This is a genomic window from Enterobacter chengduensis (genome assembly GCF_001984825.2).
GTDB classification, from domain to species: Bacteria; Pseudomonadota; Gammaproteobacteria; order Enterobacterales; family Enterobacteriaceae; genus Enterobacter; species Enterobacter chengduensis.
Window position 1 is genome coordinate 3,074,564 of the sequence record NZ_CP043318.1, and the last position, 22,816, is coordinate 3,097,379.

Here is a 22,816-nt window from a genome sequence, read left to right on the forward strand (position 1 = left end):
TTTCATAGCCATGTAAGTATAGACAGTGTGACGTGGCTCGCCATTTGATAACCGCCCCGCCAGTTTTACTGGCGGGGCGGTTAAGAGGTCAACTAAGGTTATAAGTTGAGCAATTAATGAGGGGAAAAAAGATCAGACGGTACGCTTCGCTTTTTGCTTGTAACGGTCGAAAATCACCGCTGCCAGCAGGATCAGGCCTCGCACCACGTACTGCGAGAACGGCGAAATATTCAGCAGGTTCATGGCGTTCTCCACCGTCCCTAAAATCAGTATCCCGGCCACCACATATGAGATTTTTCCGATGCCGCCCTTGAGGGAAACGCCCCCTAAAACGCAGGCCGAGATAACGATCAGCTCATAGCCAATTGAGGTCATCGGCTGGCCGCTGGTCATACGCGAGGCCAGAATAATCCCCGCAGCGGCAGAAACCAGCCCTGAGAGCACAAAGATAATAATCTTGGTGCGCACCACCGGCACCCCGGCCAGGCGAGCGGCCTCTTCATTACCGCCAATCGCCAGCGTATTACGGCCAAAGGTGGTCCGGTTGAGCAGGAAACCGAACAGGACGAGACAGGCCACGGTCAGCCAGATAGGCGCGGGCAGCCCCAGCCAGTTGGCATAACCCAGCGTAAAGAAGCGCTCGTCTTCAATTCCCACCGCTTTACCGTCGGAGATGATATAGGCCAGCCCGCGGACAATTTGCATCGTCGCAAGCGTGGTGATCAGGGCGTTGATCTTCAGGCGCGCAATAACAAACCCGTTCACCAGACCGCTGATGACGCCGAGTAACAGACCGGCCAGCACGCCAATCCACAGGCTCTCGGTCATGTTGATCACCACGGCCGTCGTGACGCCCGCGCAGGCAATCACCGACGCCACCGACAGGTCAAAATCGCCGGAGGCGAGGCAGAACAGCATCCCGCAGGCCACCATCCCGGACATGGAAATGGCCAGCCCCAGCCCCTTCATGTTAATGAAGGTGGCAAAATTAGGAACAAAGATCGCGCAGGCAAGGAACAGCGCGGCAAAAACCACCAGCATGCCGTACTGATCCCAGATACGCCCAAAACTTAACGCCGACTTCGACTTCGGCGCTCCGGATGTAGTAACAGAGGACATCATTAACTCCTTACTCAGGCGACAGCCTGGCTGACTTTAGGCATGGCGAGGTTCAACGCCTGTTGTTCATTCGCCTGTTCATGAAGTAACTCACCGGCAATTTCGCCTTCACGCATCACCACAATGCGGTCGGCCACGCCAAGCACCTCCGGCAGATCGCTGGAGGCGAAGAGCACCGCCACGCCGCGTTTTGCCAGCTCATAGATCACGTTATAAATCTCGTGTTTTGCCCCCACATCGATACCGCGCGTTGGCTCATCCAGCAAAATGACCTTCATATCCTCTGACAGCCAGCGGCCTAAAATCGCCTTCTGCTGGTTTCCGCCTGACAGGTTCATGATCAGCTGTTGCGGACCCGGCGTTTTGATGTTCAGCGAGCGAATATGGTGGTCGGCGTTGCTCGACTCCCAGCTATCGTTTATCAGGCAGCCTGCGCGAATGAACTTGCGGCGGGCGGAAATATTGATGTTGTCGCGTACCGAATGCACCGGAATAATCCCCTCTGCTTTACGGTCTTCCGGGCAGAGCATCATGCCCGCCCCGATCGCGTGGGCCGGTTTCTGGATATCCACCCGTTCGCCGTCAATGAAGACCTGCCCATCGGTAATGCGGGTACCGCCGAACAGGCCCTTCATCAATTCGCTGCGCCCCGCGCCCACCAGGCCAAACAGGCCGACGATTTCGCCGCTGCGTACGGATAATGAAATCGGCGTTCGCACGCCCGGCGCTTTCACGTTATCCAGGCGCAGGCGTTCAGGCCCGTACGGGCGCGGCTGCCAGTGATAAATATCACCCAGATCGCGTCCGACCATCGCCTGAACCAGCTGGTCATGGTTAACCTGCTGCATGTCGGTAAAGGTGCGCACATAGCGCCCATCCTTAAACACGGTGATGGCGTCGCTCAGGGCAAATATCTCTTCCATGCGGTGCGAAACGTATAAAATGGTACGCCCTTCCTGACGCAATTCGCGGATCACGCGGAACAGGTTTTCGATCTCACGCTTAGAGAGCGAACTGGTGGGTTCATCGAAGGCAATAATTTTGGCATTACGCGCCAGCGCCTTGGCAATTTCAACCATCTGCCACTGGCCGATGGAGAGATACTTCAGCGGCGTCTGGGGATCGACGTCCAGGCCAAGGTGTTTAAGCTGCAGCCCCGCTTCATAATTAAGTAGCGAACGATTTACCACGCCGCCTTTGTGCGGGAGCTGTCCTAAATAGATGTTTTCCGCCACGGTCATCTCAGGAATGAGGTGCAGCTCCTGGTAGATGATGGCAACCCCGGCATTGAGCGCCGCCGTGGTATCGGCAAACGCCACCTCTTCGCCGCGAATGGCCAGCGTGCCGGTCGTTGGCGCGTAGTTGCCGCTGAGGATTTTCAACAGCGTGGATTTTCCCGCGCCGTTCTCCCCCATCAGGGCGTGAACCTGGCCGGGATAGCAGTCGAAGCTGATATCGGTCAGTGCGTTAACGCCGGGGAAGGTTTTACCGATGCCGCGAAAAGAGAGATACGGTAAGGACTGTTGCATAACGACTCCGTGATTCCTGTAGTGTGTACGTCTGGCCCCTCACGGTGCATGAGGGGCACAATCACAGCCTGTTATTTACCGCCGAGTCCTTTTTTCGCCAGCTCCTCTTTGAAGTTGTCGCGGGTAATCAGCACCACGTCGGTCACTTCGGTGAATTTCGGCGGCTCAGCCCCTTTGGTGACCCAGTTGTAGAGCATCTCGCTGGATTTGTAGCCGTGAACGTCCGGGCTCGGCAGCAGGGAGCCGTAGAAGCCGGTGGCCTGCGCTTTGGACAGCTCGCTAACGGCGTCAACGCCGTTGATGCCGATGCCGATCACGTCAGGCGCCTTGAAGCCCTGACCTTCCGTCGCGCGTACCCCGCCCAGCACGGTGTTATCGTTCATACCGACCACCAGCCAGTGCTTCACTTCCGGATGCTGAACCAGCATGGAGTTCGCGGCGTCAAATGCCCCCGGGATATCGTTGGATTTGGTCGGGACTTTGTAGATCTGTTTTTCCGGGAAGCCCGCTGCTTTCAGCGCGTCCATTGAGCCCGTCGTGCGACGACGCGCGGTGTCCAGCTCATCGGCGGTAATGGCCATGACGGCGGTCTCTTTCACGTCCCAGCCGCGTTTCTGCATCTCTTTGTAAAGTTCCTGGCCCTGACGTTCACCAATTTTGGTCGCCGCCATCATGACCAGCGGAACGCTGTCCATTGGTTTGCCTTTGGCGTTAACGAACTGATCGTCAACGGCAATCACCTTCATGTCGTAACCGCGGGCCTTCGCCGCAATGGCTGAGCCAAGCTTGGGATCCGGGGTACAGATAACGAAGCCTTTCGCGCCGCTGGCCGCCAGGCTGTCGATGGCGTTCAGGGTTTTCTCACCGTCGGGCACGGCGATTTTAATGACTTCAAAACCTAAATCTTTCCCGGCCTTATCGGCGAATTTCCACTCGGTCTGGAACCAGGGCTCTTCAGGCTGTTTTACCAAAAAACCGAGTTTTAAATTCTCAGCGATAGCGGATTGTGACATAACGGCAGCCAGACCGATGGCCGCCAGCGCTTTAGTAAATTTGTGCATGGTAAACTCCAGCTTTAGCATTCTTTTCTGTAGGGAATAGGTGCGTGCTTCTTATTTAATCGGACTTAAAACAAGGCATTAGCGCTTACCTCGTCATAAGCGTTATTGCTGGTGATAGTTTTAGCGGGAAATTAATCATCCATAAGAGAGCGCCATCACACCGCAGAATTACAGTAATTGCGTACATAAATTCAGCGAAAAATGACATAAAAAAGGCAGGATTTGTCAGACAAATGAAAGGGGGTTAAGCAGAATTATCCATAAGATTAGCTAAGATATCCCTGATGCCCTTCAGAAGGCAAAACGGCAGCTGGGGATAAACGGTTTTTCATCAAGAATCTCTAACCTTCCTGAAAAACGTTATTCCGCGGAATTTGATTTAGCGCAATTTTATTGTCACATCATATATTCAAAATGATTAATCCGTATTTCTTCTTTTTACCGAGCATTATTCCAACATACTTTCGCCTAAAGAGAAACGATGCGCCGACACAACAAAACAACAATTATATCAATAGTTTAATAAAATTGAATTCATGGCAAGCTTATTAAATTTGTGTACTATATTAAAGTTTGTAATGTATGGTAAACACAGCCCAATTAAGAGTTTTCTTAGACCAAAGACAAGGGTATGCTTATTTATATCGAACACAGGAAGTGTATTTCGGTCGACTTAAGTCACGGCAGAATGTCTATTTCTGCTCTTTTCTTCTCATTTGCCTGGCGCTCAGGTTTAGCAACGGACATCACGTCCCACGGTCAATAAGGATATGAGTATGGCTACCCAAACGATGATGCAAAAACTTAACGCGCAGATGAACCTTGAGTTCTACGCCTCGAATCTGCACCTGCACCTAAGTGCGTGGTGTGCCGAGAACAGCCTCACGGGGTCTGCCACCTTCTTTCGCTCGCAGGCGCAAAGTAACGTCACCCACATGATGCGCGTCTTTAACTTCCTCAAAGCCGCAGGGGCAAACCCGGTGGTCAAAGCTCTGGATGGGATCAACGAGAACTACTCTTGCCTGGAAGAACTGTTTCAGAAAACGCTTGAGGAGTATGAACAACGCTGCAGCACCCTCAGCAAACTGGCCGACGAAGCCAAAGCGCAGCAGGACATTGCAACGCTCAAATTCCTGCGCGATATGGATAAAGAGCAGCAGCAGGACGGCATGCTGCTGAAGACGCTGGCGGATGAGATCCGCAATGCGCAGAAAGCGGGTTTATGTCCCGAGCAGACCGACCGTCATCTGCTCGACATCGTCACAGTGCAGCATCACTGACGCTTTTGACCTGCTCCCGTTCGGAGCAGGTCCCCTTCCCCGCTCCAACCGCCTGCTTTTGCTGAAATTTAACAAATCAGATCTGGCTCCCAATGATTAACCACACAACGTGTGATGATTTATTTAGTTACATAATCATTGACGAGGGAGCATCATGATCACCATTGAGTTTGTTGTCATTCTCCTCTGCCTGCTGACGGGTACGCGTTTCGGCGGTATGGGGCTTGGGTTAATCAGCGGCATTGGTCTTTTTATTTTATGTTTTGTCTTTGGTCTACAGCCCGGTAAGCCGCCGGTTGACGTTATGCTAACCATCCTTGCGGTGATTGGCTGCGCGGCTGCGCTGCAGACCGCGGGCGGTCTTAACGTCATGATGCAGTTTGCCGAACGTCTGCTGCGCAAACACCCGCAGCACATCACCCTGCTCGCCCCGTTCACCACCTGGATGCTGACCTTTCTGTGCGGCACCGGACACGTGGTCTACACCATGTTCCCCATCATTGCGGATATCGCCCTGAAGAAAGGGATCCGCCCCGAGCGCCCGATGGCCGTGGCATCCGTGGCATCACAGATGGCGATTACGGCATCCCCCGTTTCCGTGGCCGTCGTGTCGCTGGTCTCCATCCTGGCGGCCCAGCATGGGATCGGCCACGCGTGGGGGATCCTGGAAATCCTCGCCGTGTCGGTTCCCGCGTCACTGTTCGGCGTGGCCATTGCGGCCCTGTGGAGCTTACGTCGAGGGAAAGATCTGGCTGACGATCTTGAGTTTCAGGAAAAGCTGAAGGATCCAAAGCAGCGCGAGTTTATCTACGGCGGAACGGAGACGTTAATGAATCAGCGTTTCCCTAAGCAGGCCTACTGGTCCACGTGGATTTTCTTTGCCGGTATTGCCGTGGTCGTTCTGCTGGGGGCATTTCCTGAACTGCGCCCTGCCTTTGAGCTGAAAGGCAAAATGACGGCGCTGTCGATGAACCTTGTCATTCAGATGATGATGCTCATTGCGGGCGCCGTGATGCTGATGGCCTGTAAGGTCAATGCGTCCGCGATTTCTAACGGCGCGGTGTTCAAGGCCGGTATGGTCGCGATCTTCTCGGTGTTCGGCGTGGCGTGGATGAGCGACACCTTTTTCCAGGCACATCTCGACGAGTTAAAGCTGGCGCTGGAAGGCGTGGTGAAAAGCCATCCGTGGACCTATGCGATTGTGCTGTTTTTGGTGTCAAAACTGGTGAACAGCCAGGCGGCTGCGCTAACGGCCGTTGCGCCTATGGGCCTCATGCTGGGCATCGACCCGAAAATGCTGATCGCCTTTTTCCCGGCGTCTTACGGCTATTTTGTCCTGCCAACCTACCCCAGCGATTTGGCCTGCATCGGCTTTGACCGTTCAGGCACGACCCGCATCGGCAAATTTATCATCAACCACAGCTTTATTCTGCCTGGGCTAATTGGGGTAAGCTGCGCGTGTGCGGCAAGCTACCTGCTGGTACAGACGTTCTTCTAACCGCATCAACGGGCGACACGTGCCGTCGCCCCTTTCCCTGCTTTAGTGCGACTCGCCCTGCGGCGTGAATCGCAGTTCAATCAGCGCGATGGCTTTCTGAATCGCACGAAGCGTAACCGGATCGGCAGCAGCAGGATGGCTGGCGAAATCGATGTTTTTCAGCTGCGTAGACATTTTCTCGCGCACTTCAACCGGCGCAATCACGTCCAGGACGTCAAGGATTTGTTTGATAACCAGCTGGCAGGCGACAACGTCAGAGACCAGTTCCTGATCGGCGCTCAGGTTTTGTGACATGGGGCTTTCTCCTTATTTAAAGGCCGCCATAGTATCAAAACACGCCCCCTGACATCTTCTCTTCATCGCCTGCAGGCACAAAAAAACCCGCCGAAGCAGGTTTTTTTATCAGAACATGGCGCCCGGCGGCACGTCTTTGAAGGTACGGCAGTAATTGGCCCACATACTTTTCAGGATCTTGCGCAGTTTCACGATGATGCTCCATTAACTTGTTATACAACTTTATAATCAACGTGCTTATAATATGACCATCATCACAAAAATCAATCCTTTTGTGATATGCATCACAAATTTTCCCGGACGTGACCCGTTGCAAAGAGTGAGGGCAGATTGTCCGGCTATTCCAGCCATTGCGGCGGGCATCTGCGGGTACGATAGCGTATTTCCATCCACTCAGAGCGAACCATGAAAAGAGTCATTGTAGCCGGCACACTCCTGCTGCTCGCGGGGTGCAGCATTAACCGCCAGGCTGAAATCAGCAGTCTCGATGCGCCGAACGGCATCGTCCGCCTCGACTACGGCCAGGCAGCGCTGCAAAATGCGCATTCCGATGAGTATGTGAATAACGGCACGGCGGCAAAAGCGTGTCAGAGCATGGGGTATGCCACTGCCTCAGCCTATGGCCAGCCCATTAAAACCTGCACCCTGACGAGCGGCTCGCTGTGCCTGAACGAGAGCGTAACTATCCAGTATAAATGTATGGGTTACGCCGTTAATCCTAAGTCAAATAATCCGTGGTATTAATTCATTCTGCCGGCATGGGCTGGCAGTTTATTTGATTACGAACAGAAACAATTCTCATTAGTAATTTATAAAAATCGCCAATGCGTTTTATTCCCATTCGTATTTTAAATTAATAAAATAAAAATTTTACGTTTTGCAAATAATTAAATAACAAATTATAGTGTCGCTCATTGTGAATCAGAAATAATAACCCGGAGCGTCACCATGCTGAAAACCGAAATGATCGACAAGCTCAACGCGCAAATGAATCTTGAGCTTTTTTCATCCCTGCTCTACCAGCAGATGAGCGCCTGGTGCAGCTACCACAGCTTTGAAGGTGCGGCCGCGTTCCTGCGTCGCCATGCGCAGGAAGAGATGACCCACATGCAGCGCCTGTTTGACTATCTGACGGATACCGGCAGCCTGCCGCGCATTGAAACCGTTGCCTCGCCTTTTGCCGAGTATAATTCTCTCGATGAGCTGTTCCGCGCGACCTACGAGCACGAGCAGCTAATCACCCAGAAAATTAACGAACTGGTTCATGCAGCAATGACCAGCCAGGATTATCCAACCTTTAATTTCCTGCAGTGGTACGTGGCAGAACAGCACGAAGAAGAGAAGCTGTTTAAATCCGTGCTGGATAAATTATCTCTGGTGGGTAAATCCGGCGAGGGCCTCTACTTTATTGATAAAGAACTTTCCACTCTGGATACGCAGAATTAATATTAACGCGGTGCCGGATTCCGGCACCGCGTTTATTTACCTATATCCCCTCATCAACTCCCCCCGCTTTTTAACAGCGTGACACGTAAACTTTTCATTACACCACTTGTAACGGTGATTTGACGAGTTACGGCTTTTCCCTTACTCTGCGCCGCAGATTTTGTCGCGGTTAAGCATTGTTGTAGAGGAAAGCGTGAAAAACAGAACCCTGGGAAGTATTTTTATCGTTGCCGGAACGACGATTGGCGCAGGAATGCTGGCCATGCCTCTGGCCGCCGCGGGCGTAGGATTTGGGACGACCCTGCTGCTGCTGGGCACGCTCTGGGCGCTGATGTGTTACACCGCCCTGCTGTTGCTTGAGGTTTACCAGCACGTGCCCGCCGACACCGGTCTGGGTTCCCTTGCGGCGCGCTACCTCGGACGCTACGGCCAGTGGATAACCGGCTTCAGCATGATGTTCCTGATGTACGCCCTGACCGCCGCCTATATCAGCGGCGCCGGGGAGCTCATCGCCTCCAGCGTCAACGACTGGTTTGGATCTGACATTACCCCGGCGACGGGGGCTATCTTCTTTGCGCTCATCGGCGGCGGCGTGGTCTGCGCGGGGACATCGCTGGTCGATCTGTTCAATCGTTTTCTCTTTAGCGCCAAAATCCTCTTCCTGATTGTCATGCTGGTCCTGCTGGCGCCGCACGTGCACAAGGTGAACCTGCTGACGCTGCCGCTGGAACAAGGGCTGGCGCTTTCCGCGATCCCGGTTATTTTCACCTCGTTTGGCTTTCACGGCAGCGTGCCGAGCATCGTTAGCTATATGAACGGCGATATTCGCAAGTTGCGCCGCGTCTTTGTTATCGGCAGCGCGATCCCGCTGATCGCCTATATTTTCTGGCAGCTGGTGACGCTGGGCAGCATAGATTCATCAACCTTTATGGGACTGATGGCGCAGCACGCTGGCCTGAACGGTTTTCTGCTGGCACTGCGCGAGGTTGTCACCTCGCCGCACGTGGAGCTGGCGGTGCACCTGTTTGCCGACCTGGCGCTGGCGACCTCGTTCCTGGGCGTGGCGCTTGGCCTGTTTGATTACCTAGCTGACCTGTTCCAGCGTCGCAATACCGCGGCTGGCCGCCTGCAGACGGGCGCGCTCACTTTCCTGCCGCCGCTGGCCTTTGCGCTGTTTTACCCACGCGGGTTTGTGATGGCGCTGGGCTATGCGGGTGTGGCGCTGTCGATCCTTGCCCTCCTCCTCCCTTCCCTGCTGGCATGGAAGAGCCGCCAGCAGCACCCCCAGCAGGGATACCGCGTAGCGGGCGGAAAACCGCTGCTGTGCGTTGTGTTTGCCTGTGGCGTCGTGATTATTCTGGTGCAGGTGCTGATTGCAGCCGGAATGCTGCCGGAAGTGGGTTAACAAAAAAGGGGCTGTCATCAGCCCCTATTTTATCAGTGCAAACAGCAGCTCTTAAACTTCTTCCCGCTGCCGCAAGGACACGGATCGTTACGCCCGACCTTCGTGCCGTTCACAATCGGCTTCTTCGCTTCCGGCTGCTGCGGATTATTAACCCAGTATTGATAGAGACGCAGCGCCGCTGGCTGGATGCTCTCGATGCTGGCGATATACTCTTCTTCGGACAGTTCATCCAGCTTTTCGCTGTTCTCCTCCGTCCCGTGCAGCGCAATCACCTCAAGATCGCCCTGCAGCGCTTCAGGCAACGTTGACCAGTCCGTCAGCGCCACGCCGCGCATATAGCCATAGCACCACTCTTCGACCACGGTATAGCTCTCACCGTCAACGTCGTTATAACCGAACATCGGTTCAAACTGATCCGGGTACTCGCTCAGGCGCTCGGCAATATCATTCATGTGCTTAAAGCAGAGATCGATAAAACGGTTCATCTCGCGATCGTTCTTCCAGCGCGGAATGTACTTCTCGCCACCCCACACCGCCACCAGCCAGGCATCTGGCTCAACGACAACAGGACCGGAAAGCACTGCGGTAAGCATGCCGTCCAGTTCGGACACGTCAATCACGGACGCGTCATCATGACCGTAAGACATTAACGTCTCTTCAAGCCACGCCATTTCGCTTTCATTCAATGGGCCTTCAGTCATCGCTGACACTCCTGCAAAAAAGGAAAAGATCCTATCACATATCTGACGCCTCTCCGGGCTGAAGTTTAGGTCTTTATTGCTGCAAAAGTGTGCAAATCGTGAGTCTTGCACAACTTGTGGGCTTTGTTGTTAACGATATGTGATCTCCGCTGTAATTTCTTCTCCTGCCGCAGGGCGGTATAGCGCGGCGCTCTATACTCAAACATGTCATAACCCCGTCAAGGGGTTACCGTTCTGGCAACGTTTTTGCTTGCTGTTCTTCGCGCGACGCTGCGCATGGAAACCTCGCCGTATCATGCAGGATGCCGTTCGTTTAGTGCATTTTGTTCTTGCTCGTGTTTCGGATTGGCTGCGCCGTCGGGCGTTCGGGTTTACGCCGTGGTGCAAAAACCTCTTTGCTAAGGAACATAATAATGTCGCTGAAATTTATCAGAACTCCTCTTTCTCTTGTGTTGGCCGGTTGCCTGGTGACGGCGTTTTCCGCCCGGGCAGATATCGTGATTGGCGTGGCCGGGCCGTTCACCGGCCCGAATGCCACCTATGGCGATCAGTACTGGCACGGCGCAACGCAGGCTGCTGATGACATCAATGCCGCTGGCGGCATTAACGGTGAGAAAATCAAGCTGGTTCAGGGGGATGACGCCTGCGAGCCTAAGCAGGCCGTCGCCGTCGCCAACCGTTTAGTTGACCAGGATAAAGTTAACGCCGTGGTCGGCCATTTCTGCTCCTCTTCCACCATGCCCGCCTCCGAGGTGTATAGCGACGCGGGCATCATTGCGATCACCCCCGGATCAACTAACCCGCAGATCACCGAACGCGGCATGAGCGATATGTTCCGCATGTGCGGACGCGACGACCAGCAGGGGCAGGTTGCCAGCGACTTCATCATCGACAAGCTGAAAGCCAAACGCGTGGTCATCATTCACGATAAAGACACCTATGGGCAGGGGCTGGCAGACGCCACCAAAGCGGCGCTGGCGAAGCGCGGGGTTCAGGATGTGATGTATGAGGGGTTATCCCGTGGTGAAAAAGACTTTAACGCGCTGGTGACGAAAATCGGCGCGCAAAAACCGGACGTCGTGTTCTTCGGCGGCTGTCATCCGGAAGCCGGTCCGCTGGTACGCCAGATGCGTGAACAGGGCGTTCAGGCCAAATTCTTCTCCGGCGACTGTATCGTTAACGAGGAGATGGTGACCGCCGCGGGCGGTCCGCAATACACCAACGGCATTTACATGACCTTCGGTAAAGATCCGCGCCTGATCCCGGACGGAAAAGCGGTTATCGAGAAATTCCGCGCCGGTAAATTCGAGCCGGAAGGCTACACCCTCTACTCCTATGCCTCCGTACAGGCGATTGCTGCGGCCTTCAAGGCCACCGGCGGCAAGGATTCAGCCAAGGCCAGCGAGTGGCTGAAAGCCAATTCCGTCGACACCGTGATGGGCAAAAAAGCCTGGGACAACAAGGGCGACCTGAAGGTGTCTGATTACGTGGTGTACCAGTGGGACGACAAAGGAAAATATAAGGAAGTACAGTAACGGGACGGAGTCACGCTCAACGTCGGCGGGCCTGCCCGTCGTCGCGTAATAAACATCAGGCTGCGCGGGCCGCGCAGCCTATAAAACGAGCGCGCTAAAATGAGTACATTTTTCCTGCAACAGTTAATCAACGGCTTAACGCTGGGCTCCGTCTACGGCCTCATCGCCATCGGCTACACCATGGTGTACGGCATTATCGGGATGATTAATTTCGCCCACGGCGAAGTGTATATGATTTCCGCCTATCTCTGCGCCATCGGCCTGGCGCTGCTCTCTTTCTTCGGCCTGCAGTCGTTCCCGCTGCTGATCCTCGGGACGCTGGCGTTCACCATTGTGGTTACCGGAGTGTACGGCTGGACCATCGAGCGGATCGCCTACAGGCCGCTGCGCAACTCCACGCGCCTGGCGCCGCTGATCTCCGCCATCGGGATGTCGCTTATCCTTCAAAACTACGCCCAGCTGAGCCAGGGTCCGCGTCAGCAGGGGGTGCCGACCATGCTGGACGGCGTGCTGCGCCTGCACCTGGGCGATGGGTTCGTGCAGATAACCTTTACCAAAGTGTTTATCCTGGTCGCCTCGTTTGCCGGCATGCTGGTGCTCACCTGGATAATCAACCGCACCCGGCTGGGGCGGATGTGCCGCGCGGTCCAGCAGGATCGTAAGATGGCCTCCATTCTGGGCATTAACACCGACCGGATTATTTCGCTGGTCTTTGTCATCGGCGCGGCGATGGCCGGGCTGGCGGGTGTGCTCATCACCATGAACTATGGCACCTTTGATTTCTACGTCGGGTTTGTGATCGGCATTAAAGCCTTTACGGCGGCGGTGCTCGGCGGCATCGGCTCCCTGCCCGGCGCCATGCTCGGTGGCCTTATTCTGGGCGTGGCCGAAGCCCAGTTCTCGGGCATGGTGAACTCGGACTATAAAGACGTCTTCTCGTTCGGCCTGCTGGTCATGATCCTGATTTTCCGCCCCCAGGGACTGCTCGGGCGCCCGACTGTGGCCAAGGTGTGAGGGAGAGAATGATGACATCACACGGTTTTTCGCTGAAGCGCTGCATGCTGGACGCCATCTTCTCCGGCCTGATTGCGCTGATTATCTTCGGCCCGATTGCGGGCGTGGTGCTGGACGGATACAGCTTTACCTTCGCCGGACGGCGCCTCGCCTGGATCGTCGGCATCGTCATGCTCGGCCGTTTTCTGCTGAGCGCCTTTTTAGGTACCGCCGCGGGCGCCCGTTTCCAGGCACGCTTCGAAGCCGATAGCGCAGGCGTCTACGTCCGGCCAGCGGATTACAAAAGCCGCATGCGCTGGATTATTCCTCTGGTGATTGCTCTTGCGATTTGCTTCCCGTTTGTCGCCACTAAGTATGTGCTGACCGTCGCCATTCTCGGGCTGATCTACGTGCTTCTCGGTCTGGGGCTAAATATCGTCGTGGGGCTGGCCGGTCTGCTGGACCTGGGGTATGTCGCGTTCTATGCGATCGGGGCATACGGTCTGGCGCTGGGATACCAGTATCTCGGCTTAGGCTTCTGGAGCATGCTGCCGCTGGCGGCAATCATGGCCGCCGCAGCTGGCGCCCTGCTGGGCTTTCCGGTGCTGCGCATGCACGGCGACTATCTGGCCATCGTCACCCTCGGATTCGGGGAGATTATTCGTCTGATACTGAACAACTGGCTGACCTTCACCGGCGGCCCCAACGGCGTGTCGGCCCCTCCCCCCACCTTTTTCGGGCTGGAATTTGGGCGACGGGCAAAAGAAGGCGGCGTGCCCTTCCACGAATTTTTCCACCTGACCTACAACCCGAACATGAAGTTTATCTTCATCTACGCAGTGCTGTTCCTGGTGGTGATGCTGGTGCTCTACATCAAGCACCGCCTTACGCGAATGCCGATTGGCCGGGCGTGGGAAGCCCTGCGTGAAGACGAAATTGCCTGCCGCTCGATGGGGTTGAACCACGTGCTGGTTAAGCTTTCCGCCTTTACGCTGGGCGCCTCGACCGCGGGCATTGCGGGAGTGTTCTTCGCCACCTATCAGGGGTTCGTGAATCCAACCTCCTTTACCTTCTTTGAATCGGCCCTGATCCTGGCCATTGTGGTGCTGGGCGGTATGGGTTCGACGCTGGGCGTGGTGCTGGCAGCCTTTGTGCTGACGGTCACGCCGGAACTGCTGCGCAGTTTTGCCGAATATCGCGTCCTGCTGTTTGGCGTGCTGATGGTGGTGATGATGATCTGGCGTCCACGCGGTTTGATCCGCATTAACCGCAGCGGGTTTGCCGTGCGTAAGGGCGTCGCGCCATGAACGGAACCATATTACGCGTTGAACATCTGATGATGCACTTCGGCGGGATTAAGGCGCTAAACGACGTCAACCTGGACGTGCTGCGCGGCTCCATTACCGCCCTGATTGGGCCAAACGGCGCGGGAAAAACCACCGTGTTTAACTGCCTGACGGGCTTCTACAGAGCCTCCGGCGGCAATATTTTATTTAATACCCGCCATAAAACGACCAACGTTATTCAGGTCCTCGGGCAAAAATTTCAGCCGGGCGACTGGATTAACCCCGCGCAGTTCGGGCAGCGTCTGTTCTACAAAATGTTTGGTGGAACGCATCTGGTGAACCGCGCCGGGCTGGCGCGCACGTTTCAGAATATCCGTCTTTTTCGCGAGATGTCGGTGGTGGAAAACCTGCTGGTCGCGCAGCATATGCGCGTTAACCGCAATCTGCTCGCCGGGATACTGAATACGCCATCCTACCGGCGAGCGGAAAGTGACGCCCTGGACAGAGCCTTCTACTGGCTGGAAGTGGTGGATCTGGTGGAGTGCGCCAATCGCCTGGCGGGCGAGATGTCGTACGGCCAGCAGCGGCGTCTGGAAATTGCGCGAGCAATGTGCACCGGGCCAGAAATGATCTGTCTGGATGAACCCGCCGCCGGGCTAAACCCGGTTGAAACGCATAAGTTGAGCGGCATCATTCGTTTTCTGCGGGACCATCATGACATCACGGTATTACTGATTGAGCATGACATGGGGATGGTGATGGAGATTTCGGACGACATTATCGTGCTCGACCACGGCGATGTGATTGCCAGAGGAAAACCCGAAGAGATCCAGCATGATGAAAAGGTCATTGCCGCCTACCTGGGCACGGATGAAAGCGAGGTCACCCTATGAACGAACCGCTGCTGGCATTTCGCGAGGTGGATGTGTTTTACGGCGTGATTCAGGCGCTGAAGCAGGTTTCCCTCGAGGTCAATAAGGGTGAAACCGTAGCGCTGATTGGCGCAAACGGCGCGGGTAAATCGACGTTGCTGATGTCCATCTTTGGCCAGCCGCGGATTCGCAACGGGCAGATCCTTTTCGGTGGTGAAGACATCAGCCATCGGTCCACCCATTACGTCGCGTCCGGCGGCATTGCGCAGGCCCCGGAAGGCAGACGCATCTTCCCGGATATGACCGTTGAAGAGAACCTGCTGATGGGGACCATCCCGATTGGCAATCAGTTTGCGACCGAAGATATGCAAACGATGTTCGACCTGTTCCCTCGCCTCAAGGAGCGACGCAAGCAGCGCGCCATGACCCTGTCCGGCGGAGAACAGCAGATGCTGGCGATAGCCCGGGCGCTGATGAGCCGTCCGAAGCTGCTCCTGCTGGATGAACCGAGTCTGGGCTTAGCGCCGATAGTGGTGAAGCAGATCTTCCAGACGCTGCGCGAGCTGGCCCGCAACGGCATGACTATCTTTCTGGTGGAGCAGAATGCGCATCACGCGCTGAAGCTTTCCGATCGCGGTTACGTGATGGTGAACGGGCAGATCCGACTGAGCGGCAGCGGCGAGGAGCTGCTGGGGAATCAGGAGGTGAGGAAGGCGTATTTGGGCGGGGTGTGACTGGCGAAGTTTCAGGCACAAAAAACTATTCGGCGAAAATTGATTTTCACCCATCTATTCCTCAGCACCACTGAGTTTTATTGCGTTCAATTGCGTTGACCCGATCGCATTTCGCTTGCGTCAACTTCATGCCCTACACCACCGACTAACATCAACCGTTGTGGCCCCACGGCAAAACATCCAGATTCCAACACCATCTTTCTTCGCCGTCGTTTGGTTCCCTTCCTTCTTGTCCAGGTGCTGGCCAAAGATCACAGAGACAGACGCACTAGCCAATATTAGTCCCAAAACAGCAGAATTTGATTTCGCTCTGTTATTCACGATTGGATGTCCGTTTCCTCCATCACACGCAGCCCCCTGCAACAACCTCGTCGGCCCGAACGATGTTATAGGTCTCTGAACGGCTGAGATTTTCAATCGCTGCCCGTGTTCGTTGGCGATCTAACACCAAATGCTCTGCAGAAGCATGGCGATCTGCCTTAACCTTCGCCCAACGGTCTAGCCAACCTAAAACCGCTAACAGAAATCCTAATTTGGCAGGAACCAGGCAGGTTAAATTCAACGTTGTATTTCCGAGATAATCAGCAATTGCTGTGATGGCGATACAAAACCATGACAACCAGATGGTTTGTGGATTTAGCCTCACGCCTTACCCCTGTGGAGCCTACTGTAGATAACAGTGAGGGTACTGCCGTCATACGGTCGGAATCCTAATCCTATAGAGAGGGTCGCTTCAAAAACTTACAAATGTTAAACTCTTGCGAATCTGAAACAACCCAACTACTCATATGCTTAAGCTGACAACGACTCTCTCTCTCTGCTGTTTGACCTTCTGGTGGCGTGGTAGTACGCAACAATGTGGTAAGTGCACGTTACGGCGCTCTTTCACATGTTGCAGTTGATTAATTAATATTCGAACAACTGGATGAGCTATGTTACAAACCACCATTTTCTGCCAATGTACGATATAGGAAAAGGCATCATGAAGACGGAAGGCAAAATTAAAATTGCACATGTCGTTGTAGCATCGGAACTTGCTGGAGCGCAACAGATAATACTGGATATACTAAGTAATATAAACAATGATAACATAGAGAAATATGTTATTTGTGGTGAACTTCACGATGGTAGCAAAGATTTTATTATGTCTTTTGAAAATGCAAACGTTTCAATAATATCAGTTCCAGAACTGAAAAGAAATATAGGAAGATCTGATATAAATGCATTTTCAAAATTGTATAAAATATTTAAAGAGCATAAATTTGACATAGTTCATACTAACTCAACAAAGCCTGCGATAGTAGCAAGAACAGCTGCTAAATTAGCGGGTGTAAAAAATGTTATACATACTGTCCATGGTATTGCCTTCCACAAAAAGGTCCCATTCCCGTTGCGTGTAATATATTGGGCTATCGAGTATTTTTCAGCTTTTTTCGGAAATTACAACGTTTCAGTCAATAAATTTTACAAGCGTTTCTACCCTTTTATTAACACACCTGTAATTCATAATGGAATTAACTTTAACAAGTTCAATTTCAATAAAAATCAACATGACTTCATAAATCTAGCTTTTATGGCAAGGTTAGATGAACAAAAAAACCCATTAGAATTTTTGAATGCTGCCAAGTTAGTAAAACAAAAATATGGTGGAAGCAGAAAAATTAAGTTTACGTTAGCTGGTGATGGTCCTTTAATGAAGGATTGCGTTCAATTTATAAATTCAAATGATATGAAAGACTACGTTTATGTCAAGGGATGGGTAAGAGACAAGAGTGATTTTTATAATAGTGTCGATATCCTTTGCCAGCCATCTAATTGGGAAGCATTTGGCCTTGTTTTTGTAGAGGCTGCGTACTTTGAAATACCATCTATAGGTAAGGCTGTTGAGGGTGTTCCTGAGGTTATAGAGTCATCGATAACTGGTTATACTTATAACGGAGGCGCTGAAGAGCTGAGCAACATAATGATTAAATACATTGAATCTCCTCAACTCATTAAAGATCATGGGGTTGCGGCAAGGAAGAACGCATTAAAAAAGTTTTCTCTAGACATTATGGTTGATAAATACAAAAAACTTTATGGCCTCTAGTTTATATACTTGAATTTATGAAGCGCCCATTCATAGTAGAGTGGGCGTTGAATTACACAGTCAATGTTCTAAACGATACTGCTCAGATCCTAATGGACCGGATGTTCTCTTAATCATTCTGTTATCTCCCTACTCTCCAGCATTTATGTGATTACCGCCCAAAGCAGGATTTGCAACAATTGCAACGGTCGACTCAGATAGCAATTGCCTATGAGTCAACACAGTCTTTATTGAATTTGATCCCCCGGGAATTGTGAGTATGCCCTCTAGCCCCTCTGCGAGAGTCGGACTGTTGATATTTAATTTTTTCCCCGGAAGCAATAAACGCACCACCAGTAATTGAGCAACCTTCAAGAGATGCAGAACTACTCCCTGACAGATTGTTTAGACACACTCGTGATGGTCTTAACTCGCAGCTCAGGATCTGTCAATTGATTTCCCCTTCAACGATCTGAAAGCAAAAGGCATTTCAGATCTTGAAGGTAAACAGGCAATTTCCGGCCATAAGAATTTGCGACAAACGGCAATTTATTGCCGGAAAGTAAAAATGGTACCCGTTGTGTGAGGACAGAAAAACTGATTGGATAGGGGCTCGCGTGAAATCCTCTTAGAATGCATCTTCGTAAAGGAAAATTGCAGGTAATGAAAAACCACCTTCGATGGTTTATACGACGCTGCTTATCATTTATTTTTACTCTACTTTTCCCATAGTAGCAGGAGTGAGACTTGTGCCCACACAGCGCAAAAGCCGGAGGCTCTCTTACAGGGTAATCACTGATAAAGGTTTCACTCCTGCCGTGACTATTCAGTCTTTTTAAGAACAATGCCAGCCATCTTAGAGACTGGCATTAACCGCAAGACCACTTACTATATCCAGCGTTAACGTCGTTAAATAAAACTGTCGTCATCATTGCTGTAATCGTCATCAACATCATCGCTCAGCCAGCCGTCATTATTATTACCGAGCGGATCGTTCTGGTTGAGAAAACGGGTGTCGGAGACATGATTTACGTCACCGTATTTATTACCGACAAATGGCTCACCACCGACGGGCATTGTCGGTTCTTCGATGATATTCACGATCTCTTCCGGCCGCGACTGATGGAACATATTGGTCAGCATCTCGGCTAGCGCGATGCCACCGGCCACGCCAGCGGCGGTCTGGAGCGCGCCAGCCATAAAACCGCCGCCGCGAGGAGCCGGCGCTGGCGCCCGCGAGTAATCCGGCGCCGGAGGCTGTTGCGGCTGGGCATTCCAGCTGCTGTTTGGCTGCGGGTTGCTTTTCCCGCCACCAAACAGGCCGCCGAGGAAACTGCCGCCCGTAGAGGGTTTGCTTTTTTCCGCGGCTAATTCGCTTTCAAGCTCCTGAACCCGGGCCTGCAGGCGTTTCAGCGCCGCTTCCTGAATCAAGATCGATTGCGCCATATAGTAGGGGGCCGCAGGCTGCTGTCTGACAAATTCAGCGATCTGACGCTCTGCATCTGCATCCCGCTGGCTGTTTTGTTGTCCGGCCTGTTTCAGACGTTCAAAAAGGCCGTTGATAAGCTGCTGTTCTTCATATTGCACGACAATAACCTTCCGATCTTCAGGGTGGATATCATCTAGTTTATCAGCGGCGATAACCTGTGTCTGGCGAGTGAAATGTTTGTTTAAGAATGGTTGCAAGTTAGCGGAAACTCGCTCTGCTTTCGGGGCGAAAAAACTCAAATTGAAGGCACAAAAAAACCACCTTTCGGTGGTTTCACGACACTGCTTATTGCTTTGATTATTCTTTGTTTCCCATGGTAGCCGGAGTGGGACTTGAACCCACACAGCGCGAACGCCGAGGGATTTTAAATCACGCGTGTTATCTATTATAATCATGCACATACGTTTATTTTTCGCCATTAATTCATAATTTTTAAATCAGATGAATCAACGGCTTACCGTTATCAAAAAGTCACAATGGCGAAACTTTTTTCTGGCCGCGCACCGACATGGGGTGTCGGGGGGCGGAGGTTAAAATCCTCTCGTCCCGACCAAAAATACATTGAAAACCAGCCTCTTACGGCTGGTTTTTTATATCTTCAATTACGCATGGCGAAAGTCTGGTGAAATGGTGGTGAAATACAGCCTAAATTGCCGGGCAATCATCATCTTCTGCTCTGTTGATAAAGAACGTTACTCTACCCAGAACTTCCACTTCTTCGAGGGCATTACCTTCTATCGCCTCGCCATCATCTGTAATGAGTGAAATTCCCATCAGCTTGGCAAACTGCGTGCGCCCGTCGCATAGGATAAGCAATACATCACCTTGTATTTTTTTCGTGGCAGGTTCAATGACCGCGAATCCAACATCAGTTTCAAGTACCCGGCTATCTACAGAAATATTGCAAAGAACGACTGGAGAAAGCTGGCGCTCAACGTAATCCATTGCCGGTGAAGGAAAGCCCATTAGAATACCCTCCCCATGTTACGCAGGATCCAGTAACGGTTGTCGCTGCCGTCGGTGGTCTTATCTACAAATCCAGTCTGGTTACGTTCTATCCATGAGTTTGCATCCGCATAGCTGAAATGCCAGTTCCTCTCCCTCAGTTCAGCGATGAATTTGTCTGTATGCAAGCAAAGATAGCCCTTCGGGTTTTGTTGTATGGCCGCTATAAAAGCAGCACGTACATCCGATAAACGAGGCATGAACGCCCCCTCCATTCCAAATTTACTGTATGCATATACAGTAGTATTTTTGCTTTCATAGATCAAGTTCGCAAGGAGGTATAGTGATGTTAGTTGAACTGGTTTATGACAAGCGCAATGTTCAGGGGGTTCAGGGGGTTCAGGGGGTTCAGGGGGTTCAGGGGGTTCAGGGGGTTCAGGGGGTTCAGGGGGTTCAGGGGGTTCAGGGGGTTCAGGGGGTTCAGGGGCCAGACAGATCATCCTGGCTGAGATGACGAAGCGGGTGCACCAGGTTGGTTTGTGTGTGCATAAGGCTGCCGGAATATTCCCGACAGCCTTTTTGGCTTATGCGTCACCTGCAGGTGGTATCGGCCAGGTGATATCCGGCGCTTTCGGCGTGTCTATAGCTTGAACTGCTTTTATGTAGTTCATCCAGGCGATCAGGCTCGCTTTATCTTCATCGCTGATGATGCCTAACTGTAACTCCGTCTGCCAGAGACTGATCATTGCTTTCGCCTCAAGAAGCAGCGCAGCTTTCTGTTGCTCCGCCGATTCAACATCAGCAGCGTGCTGAGCTGCAGTATCCGTTACCCATTTTTTACCATTCCATTTCTGATAAGGTCCAGAAGGTGAAATGCCGGTAAAACCTGCATGGATAGGGCCGATGTAATCGACAGTAGAAGATTTGGCGTCAGTGATTGAATAAACAGTCTCACCCCGATGATCTTCCTCCTGAGTCCACTCTCCATCTGTAAATACAGCAACCCTGCCGCTCACTTCATCACCCGGATCTTTGTCAGTCGAATATCCTGGCATACTTACGCCGAGATTAATGTATTCATCAGACCAGCCCGAATATTCCCCCGTCTCGGGGTTGTAATAAAAACAACGAATGTTGCCCGGTTCTGTTGCCAGGCCGTCTTTATCAAAAACAGGTTTCATCATTTAGCCCTTACGAGTAAATTAAATGCGATGTTGCGTGGACGGTTTTCTGCGGCAGTTCTGACCACTTTTGATGTATCGAAATAAACATTTTTCTGGTTAAAACTACCTGATTGCCCAGTGCTAAGACCCGACTGGGCCAGTTGTGTCATTTGAAATACCCCTGCTGCAGATGCGTTAGCGCCCATTGTTGCATCAAGAAACTGACCTGTTATTGCCTGCTGAGCATCGCTCTGAGCGCTTAACAGTGCTCTACCACTGTCAATACCACGTCCGTCATCCCAGACTCGAATAAATTCGCCACGCACATCGGGGAGTATCAGGCTGGGGTTTACCAGAGCAAGTTTGGGATAAGTTGATGCAGAGAAAGATGAGCCATTATATTTGAGGAACACCATATCGGACCATTCAGGCATGACGGTGTTAGGCATCGCCGATGAAGGCCAGAAGAAAGGCATACCGATCGCCGGTGCTCCGGCTCCAAGACCAAGATTATTCACAGCCCCAGCAGCAGTCTTATCACCAGTCCCCCCCTGTGAAATACTTAGCGGCTTTGTAAGGGCATTAAGACCTGTGATGTCGTTATTATCACCTTTTTTCGCCAGTGACTTCTGACCCGGAACTTTTAGAGACGTACCATTAATCACGATGACGACATCGCTGGTCCCGTTCATCACATCAGCGAACCCGCTCATGTAACGTTGGTACATGGTAAAGGTTTCAGCGATATCTTGCGCAAGGCCATCTACGCTCAGACTGTCGCTCAGCAAAATTGAATACTTCGTTCCCACAGGGATTGCAGGATTTGCCGCTGGTGTCACGGTGAGGCTAGTTGCTCCGCCGATGGCGGTAATCTGGAATACCTGCGGCGGGCTGGTCAGTGCTATGACGGTACACCCGTTACGAATTAACGAGCCAGCTGCAGTAAAGTTTGTTCCCGTACCTGTTAGGGTATTTCCGCTGATGGCAATAGTGCCAGTGGTATAAATCATATTTTCTCCAGGCAATAAAAAACCCCGCCGGAGCGAGGTTTTATTCGAATGAGATGGGTTATTTACAGGTAGTGCCAGTGAATGTATTTGCACTTACCCAACGCCAGTTAAAGGGATAACCGGCTCGATACTGCGTCTGGTTATTTTGTTTACGAACACCGTAAATCTGAACGGTATTTGTTTGACCGCCTACAATGGCCGTGCCGCTGCAAATTGGTTCCTGCTTCTCCAGTACGCCTGCGCACCCAGACAGCATCAACCCGCCCGCCATGCATATAATTAGCTTGTTCATTTTGATAGTTTCCAGAGATATTCAGTAGCTTAGACGATAACAATACAAACTTGGCGGGTATAATTGATTTGATAGATCAATTTTTAGTTATTGATC

General features: G+C 52.3%; 23 protein-coding genes. 11 read left to right on the top strand and 12 right to left on the bottom strand.

Features of this window, described 5'->3' with window-relative positions; translation table 11 throughout:
• Nucleotides 1–132: 132 nt before the first annotated feature.
• From araH to araF, 3 genes are all read right to left on the bottom strand, one after another.
• Complete coding sequence (gene araH, locus FY206_RS14920; protein ID WP_032641363.1) at nucleotides 133–1,119, bottom strand: L-arabinose ABC transporter permease AraH; 987 nt, start codon at nucleotides 1,117–1,119, stop codon at nucleotides 133–135.
• 14 nt (nucleotides 1,120–1,133) lie between these two features.
• The gene (gene araG, locus FY206_RS14925; RefSeq protein ID WP_032641366.1) at nucleotides 1,134–2,648 is read right to left on the bottom strand and encodes an L-arabinose ABC transporter ATP-binding protein AraG; all 1,515 of its coding nucleotides are present in this window, start codon (nucleotides 2,646–2,648) and stop codon (nucleotides 1,134–1,136) included.
• Nucleotides 2,649–2,719: 71 nt separating this feature from the next.
• Complete coding sequence (gene araF / locus FY206_RS14930) at nucleotides 2,720–3,709, bottom strand: arabinose ABC transporter substrate-binding protein AraF (protein WP_008500409.1); 990 nt, start codon at nucleotides 3,707–3,709, stop codon at nucleotides 2,720–2,722.
• A 776-nt stretch (nucleotides 3,710–4,485) separates the two neighbouring features.
• Here araF and FY206_RS14935 point away from each other — a divergent pair.
• Together FY206_RS14935 and FY206_RS14940 are read left to right on the top strand one after the other, a co-directional pair.
• A complete protein-coding gene (locus FY206_RS14935; RefSeq protein WP_032641368.1) occupies nucleotides 4,486–4,989 on the top strand; it encodes a non-heme ferritin-like protein in 504 nt (167 codons plus the stop codon).
• A 154-nt stretch (nucleotides 4,990–5,143) separates the two neighbouring features.
• Nucleotides 5,144–6,487, top strand: coding sequence for an anaerobic C4-dicarboxylate transporter (locus tag FY206_RS14940; RefSeq protein WP_032641370.1), 1,344 nt, complete (start codon nucleotides 5,144–5,146; stop codon nucleotides 6,485–6,487).
• Nucleotides 6,488–6,529: 42 nt separating this feature from the next.
• Here the strand turns inward: FY206_RS14940 and FY206_RS14945 are convergent, their stop codons facing one another.
• Entirely contained in the window at nucleotides 6,530–6,781 is a 252-nt protein-coding gene (locus FY206_RS14945; RefSeq protein ID WP_008500405.1) for a DUF2766 family protein, read from the bottom strand.
• 108 nt (nucleotides 6,782–6,889) lie between these two features.
• Nucleotides 6,890–6,973 (bottom strand): stress response protein AzuC, encoded by an 84-nt coding sequence (azuC, locus tag FY206_RS14950; protein ID WP_014884364.1) that lies wholly within the window; start codon nucleotides 6,971–6,973, stop codon nucleotides 6,890–6,892.
• Between the two features lie 213 nt (nucleotides 6,974–7,186).
• On the opposite strand from azuC, the gene yecR reads away from it, so the two are divergent.
• From yecR to tyrP, 3 genes are all read left to right on the top strand, one after another.
• A complete protein-coding gene (yecR, locus tag FY206_RS14955) occupies nucleotides 7,187–7,525 on the top strand; it encodes a YecR family lipoprotein (RefSeq protein ID WP_032641373.1) in 339 nt (112 codons plus the stop codon).
• A 204-nt stretch (nucleotides 7,526–7,729) separates the two neighbouring features.
• On the top strand, nucleotides 7,730–8,227 hold the full coding sequence (gene ftnA / locus FY206_RS14960) for a non-heme ferritin (protein ID WP_014884366.1): 498 nt from the start codon (nucleotides 7,730–7,732) through the stop codon (nucleotides 8,225–8,227).
• A 193-nt stretch (nucleotides 8,228–8,420) separates the two neighbouring features.
• Nucleotides 8,421–9,632 (top strand): tyrosine transporter TyrP, encoded by a 1,212-nt coding sequence (gene tyrP / locus FY206_RS14965; protein ID WP_032641376.1) that lies wholly within the window; start codon nucleotides 8,421–8,423, stop codon nucleotides 9,630–9,632.
• 32 nt (nucleotides 9,633–9,664) lie between these two features.
• Here the strand turns inward: tyrP and FY206_RS14970 are convergent, their stop codons facing one another.
• Nucleotides 9,665–10,333, bottom strand: a complete 669-nt coding sequence (locus FY206_RS14970; RefSeq protein ID WP_032641378.1) for a YecA/YgfB family protein — start codon at nucleotides 10,331–10,333, stop codon at nucleotides 9,665–9,667.
• A 413-nt stretch (nucleotides 10,334–10,746) separates the two neighbouring features.
• Here FY206_RS14970 and FY206_RS14975 point away from each other — a divergent pair, with 413 nt between their 5' ends.
• The 5 genes from FY206_RS14975 to FY206_RS14995 all read left to right on the top strand — a co-directional run bounded on the left by FY206_RS14975 (nucleotide 10,747) and on the right by FY206_RS14995 (nucleotide 15,753).
• Nucleotides 10,747–11,868 (top strand): branched-chain amino acid ABC transporter substrate-binding protein, encoded by a 1,122-nt coding sequence (locus tag FY206_RS14975; protein ID WP_032641380.1) that lies wholly within the window; start codon nucleotides 10,747–10,749, stop codon nucleotides 11,866–11,868.
• A 99-nt stretch (nucleotides 11,869–11,967) separates the two neighbouring features.
• Entirely contained in the window at nucleotides 11,968–12,882 is a 915-nt protein-coding gene (locus tag FY206_RS14980; RefSeq protein ID WP_032641382.1) for an ABC transporter permease subunit, read from the top strand.
• A gap of 11 nt (nucleotides 12,883–12,893) precedes the next feature.
• Nucleotides 12,894–14,168, top strand: a complete 1,275-nt coding sequence (gene livM / locus FY206_RS14985; protein WP_032641384.1) for a high-affinity branched-chain amino acid ABC transporter permease LivM — start codon at nucleotides 12,894–12,896, stop codon at nucleotides 14,166–14,168.
• A complete protein-coding gene (locus FY206_RS14990; RefSeq protein ID WP_032641386.1) occupies nucleotides 14,165–15,040 on the top strand; it encodes an ATP-binding cassette domain-containing protein in 876 nt (291 codons plus the stop codon). The genes livM and FY206_RS14990 overlap by 4 nt, the downstream gene beginning before the upstream one ends.
• Nucleotides 15,037–15,753, top strand: a complete 717-nt coding sequence (locus FY206_RS14995) for an ABC transporter ATP-binding protein (RefSeq protein WP_032641388.1) — start codon at nucleotides 15,037–15,039, stop codon at nucleotides 15,751–15,753. The genes FY206_RS14990 and FY206_RS14995 overlap by 4 nt, the downstream gene beginning before the upstream one ends.
• 343 nt (nucleotides 15,754–16,096) lie before the next feature.
• Here FY206_RS14995 and FY206_RS15000 read toward each other — a convergent pair whose 3' ends face one another.
• Complete coding sequence (locus FY206_RS15000; RefSeq protein ID WP_125371976.1) at nucleotides 16,097–16,399, bottom strand: hypothetical protein; 303 nt, start codon at nucleotides 16,397–16,399, stop codon at nucleotides 16,097–16,099.
• A 336-nt stretch (nucleotides 16,400–16,735) separates the two neighbouring features.
• Here FY206_RS15000 and FY206_RS15005 point away from each other — a divergent pair, with 336 nt between their 5' ends.
• The gene (locus tag FY206_RS15005; RefSeq protein ID WP_050488827.1) at nucleotides 16,736–17,842 is read left to right on the top strand and encodes a glycosyltransferase family 4 protein; all 1,107 of its coding nucleotides are present in this window, start codon (nucleotides 16,736–16,738) and stop codon (nucleotides 17,840–17,842) included.
• 2,113 nt (nucleotides 17,843–19,955) lie between these two features.
• Here FY206_RS15005 and FY206_RS15015 read toward each other — a convergent pair.
• The 5 genes from FY206_RS15015 to cor form a co-directional block, all read right to left on the bottom strand.
• Complete coding sequence (locus FY206_RS15015) at nucleotides 19,956–20,276, bottom strand: hypothetical protein (RefSeq protein ID WP_077064177.1); 321 nt, start codon at nucleotides 20,274–20,276, stop codon at nucleotides 19,956–19,958.
• Complete coding sequence (locus tag FY206_RS15020; protein ID WP_077064196.1) at nucleotides 20,276–20,515, bottom strand: hypothetical protein; 240 nt, start codon at nucleotides 20,513–20,515, stop codon at nucleotides 20,276–20,278. Before FY206_RS15020 ends, FY206_RS15015 begins: the two co-directional genes overlap by 1 nt.
• 324 nt (nucleotides 20,516–20,839) lie before the next feature.
• On the bottom strand, nucleotides 20,840–21,436 hold the full coding sequence (locus FY206_RS15030; RefSeq protein WP_077064176.1) for a tail fiber assembly protein: 597 nt from the start codon (nucleotides 21,434–21,436) through the stop codon (nucleotides 20,840–20,842).
• Complete coding sequence (locus tag FY206_RS15035) at nucleotides 21,436–22,428, bottom strand: tail fiber protein (protein ID WP_077064175.1); 993 nt, start codon at nucleotides 22,426–22,428, stop codon at nucleotides 21,436–21,438. Before FY206_RS15035 ends, FY206_RS15030 begins: the two co-directional genes overlap by 1 nt.
• Nucleotides 22,429–22,486: 58 nt before the next feature.
• Nucleotides 22,487–22,720, bottom strand: coding sequence for a phage exclusion lipoprotein Cor (cor, locus tag FY206_RS15040; protein WP_077064174.1), 234 nt, complete (start codon nucleotides 22,718–22,720; stop codon nucleotides 22,487–22,489).
• Nucleotides 22,721–22,816: the final 96 nt, after the last annotated feature.

Excerpts from the sequence above, each read along its gene's own strand:
- araH (WP_032641363.1), bottom strand. The coding sequence starts at position 1,119 with ATGTCCTCTGTTACTACATCCGGAGCGCCGAAGTCGAAGTCGGCGTTA.
- araG (WP_032641366.1), bottom strand. The coding sequence starts at position 2,648 with ATGCAACAGTCCTTACCGTATCTCTCTTTTCGCGGCATCGGTAAAACC.
- araF (WP_008500409.1), bottom strand. The coding sequence starts at position 3,709 with ATGCACAAATTTACTAAAGCGCTGGCGGCCATCGGTCTGGCTGCCGTT.
- FY206_RS14935 (WP_032641368.1), top strand. The coding sequence starts at position 4,486 with ATGGCTACCCAAACGATGATGCAAAAACTTAACGCGCAGATGAACCTT.
- FY206_RS14940 (WP_032641370.1), top strand. The coding sequence starts at position 5,144 with ATGATCACCATTGAGTTTGTTGTCATTCTCCTCTGCCTGCTGACGGGT.
- FY206_RS14945 (WP_008500405.1), bottom strand. The coding sequence starts at position 6,781 with ATGTCACAAAACCTGAGCGCCGATCAGGAACTGGTCTCTGACGTTGTC.
- yecR (WP_032641373.1), top strand. The coding sequence starts at position 7,187 with ATGAAAAGAGTCATTGTAGCCGGCACACTCCTGCTGCTCGCGGGGTGC.
- ftnA (WP_014884366.1), top strand. The coding sequence starts at position 7,730 with ATGCTGAAAACCGAAATGATCGACAAGCTCAACGCGCAAATGAATCTT.
- FY206_RS14970 (WP_032641378.1), bottom strand. The coding sequence starts at position 10,333 with ATGACTGAAGGCCCATTGAATGAAAGCGAAATGGCGTGGCTTGAAGAG.
- FY206_RS14975 (WP_032641380.1), top strand. The coding sequence starts at position 10,747 with ATGTCGCTGAAATTTATCAGAACTCCTCTTTCTCTTGTGTTGGCCGGT.
- FY206_RS14980 (WP_032641382.1), top strand. The coding sequence starts at position 11,968 with ATGAGTACATTTTTCCTGCAACAGTTAATCAACGGCTTAACGCTGGGC.
- livM (WP_032641384.1), top strand. The coding sequence starts at position 12,894 with ATGACATCACACGGTTTTTCGCTGAAGCGCTGCATGCTGGACGCCATC.
- FY206_RS14990 (WP_032641386.1), top strand. The coding sequence starts at position 14,165 with ATGAACGGAACCATATTACGCGTTGAACATCTGATGATGCACTTCGGC.
- FY206_RS14995 (WP_032641388.1), top strand. The coding sequence starts at position 15,037 with ATGAACGAACCGCTGCTGGCATTTCGCGAGGTGGATGTGTTTTACGGC.
- FY206_RS15005 (WP_050488827.1), top strand. The coding sequence starts at position 16,736 with ATGAAGACGGAAGGCAAAATTAAAATTGCACATGTCGTTGTAGCATCG.
- FY206_RS15015 (WP_077064177.1), bottom strand. The coding sequence starts at position 20,276 with ATGGGCTTTCCTTCACCGGCAATGGATTACGTTGAGCGCCAGCTTTCT.
- FY206_RS15020 (WP_077064196.1), bottom strand. The coding sequence starts at position 20,515 with ATGCCTCGTTTATCGGATGTACGTGCTGCTTTTATAGCGGCCATACAA.
- FY206_RS15030 (WP_077064176.1), bottom strand. The coding sequence starts at position 21,436 with ATGAAACCTGTTTTTGATAAAGACGGCCTGGCAACAGAACCGGGCAAC.
- FY206_RS15035 (WP_077064175.1), bottom strand. The coding sequence starts at position 22,428 with ATGATTTATACCACTGGCACTATTGCCATCAGCGGAAATACCCTAACA.
- cor (WP_077064174.1), bottom strand. The coding sequence starts at position 22,720 with ATGAACAAGCTAATTATATGCATGGCGGGCGGGTTGATGCTGTCTGGG.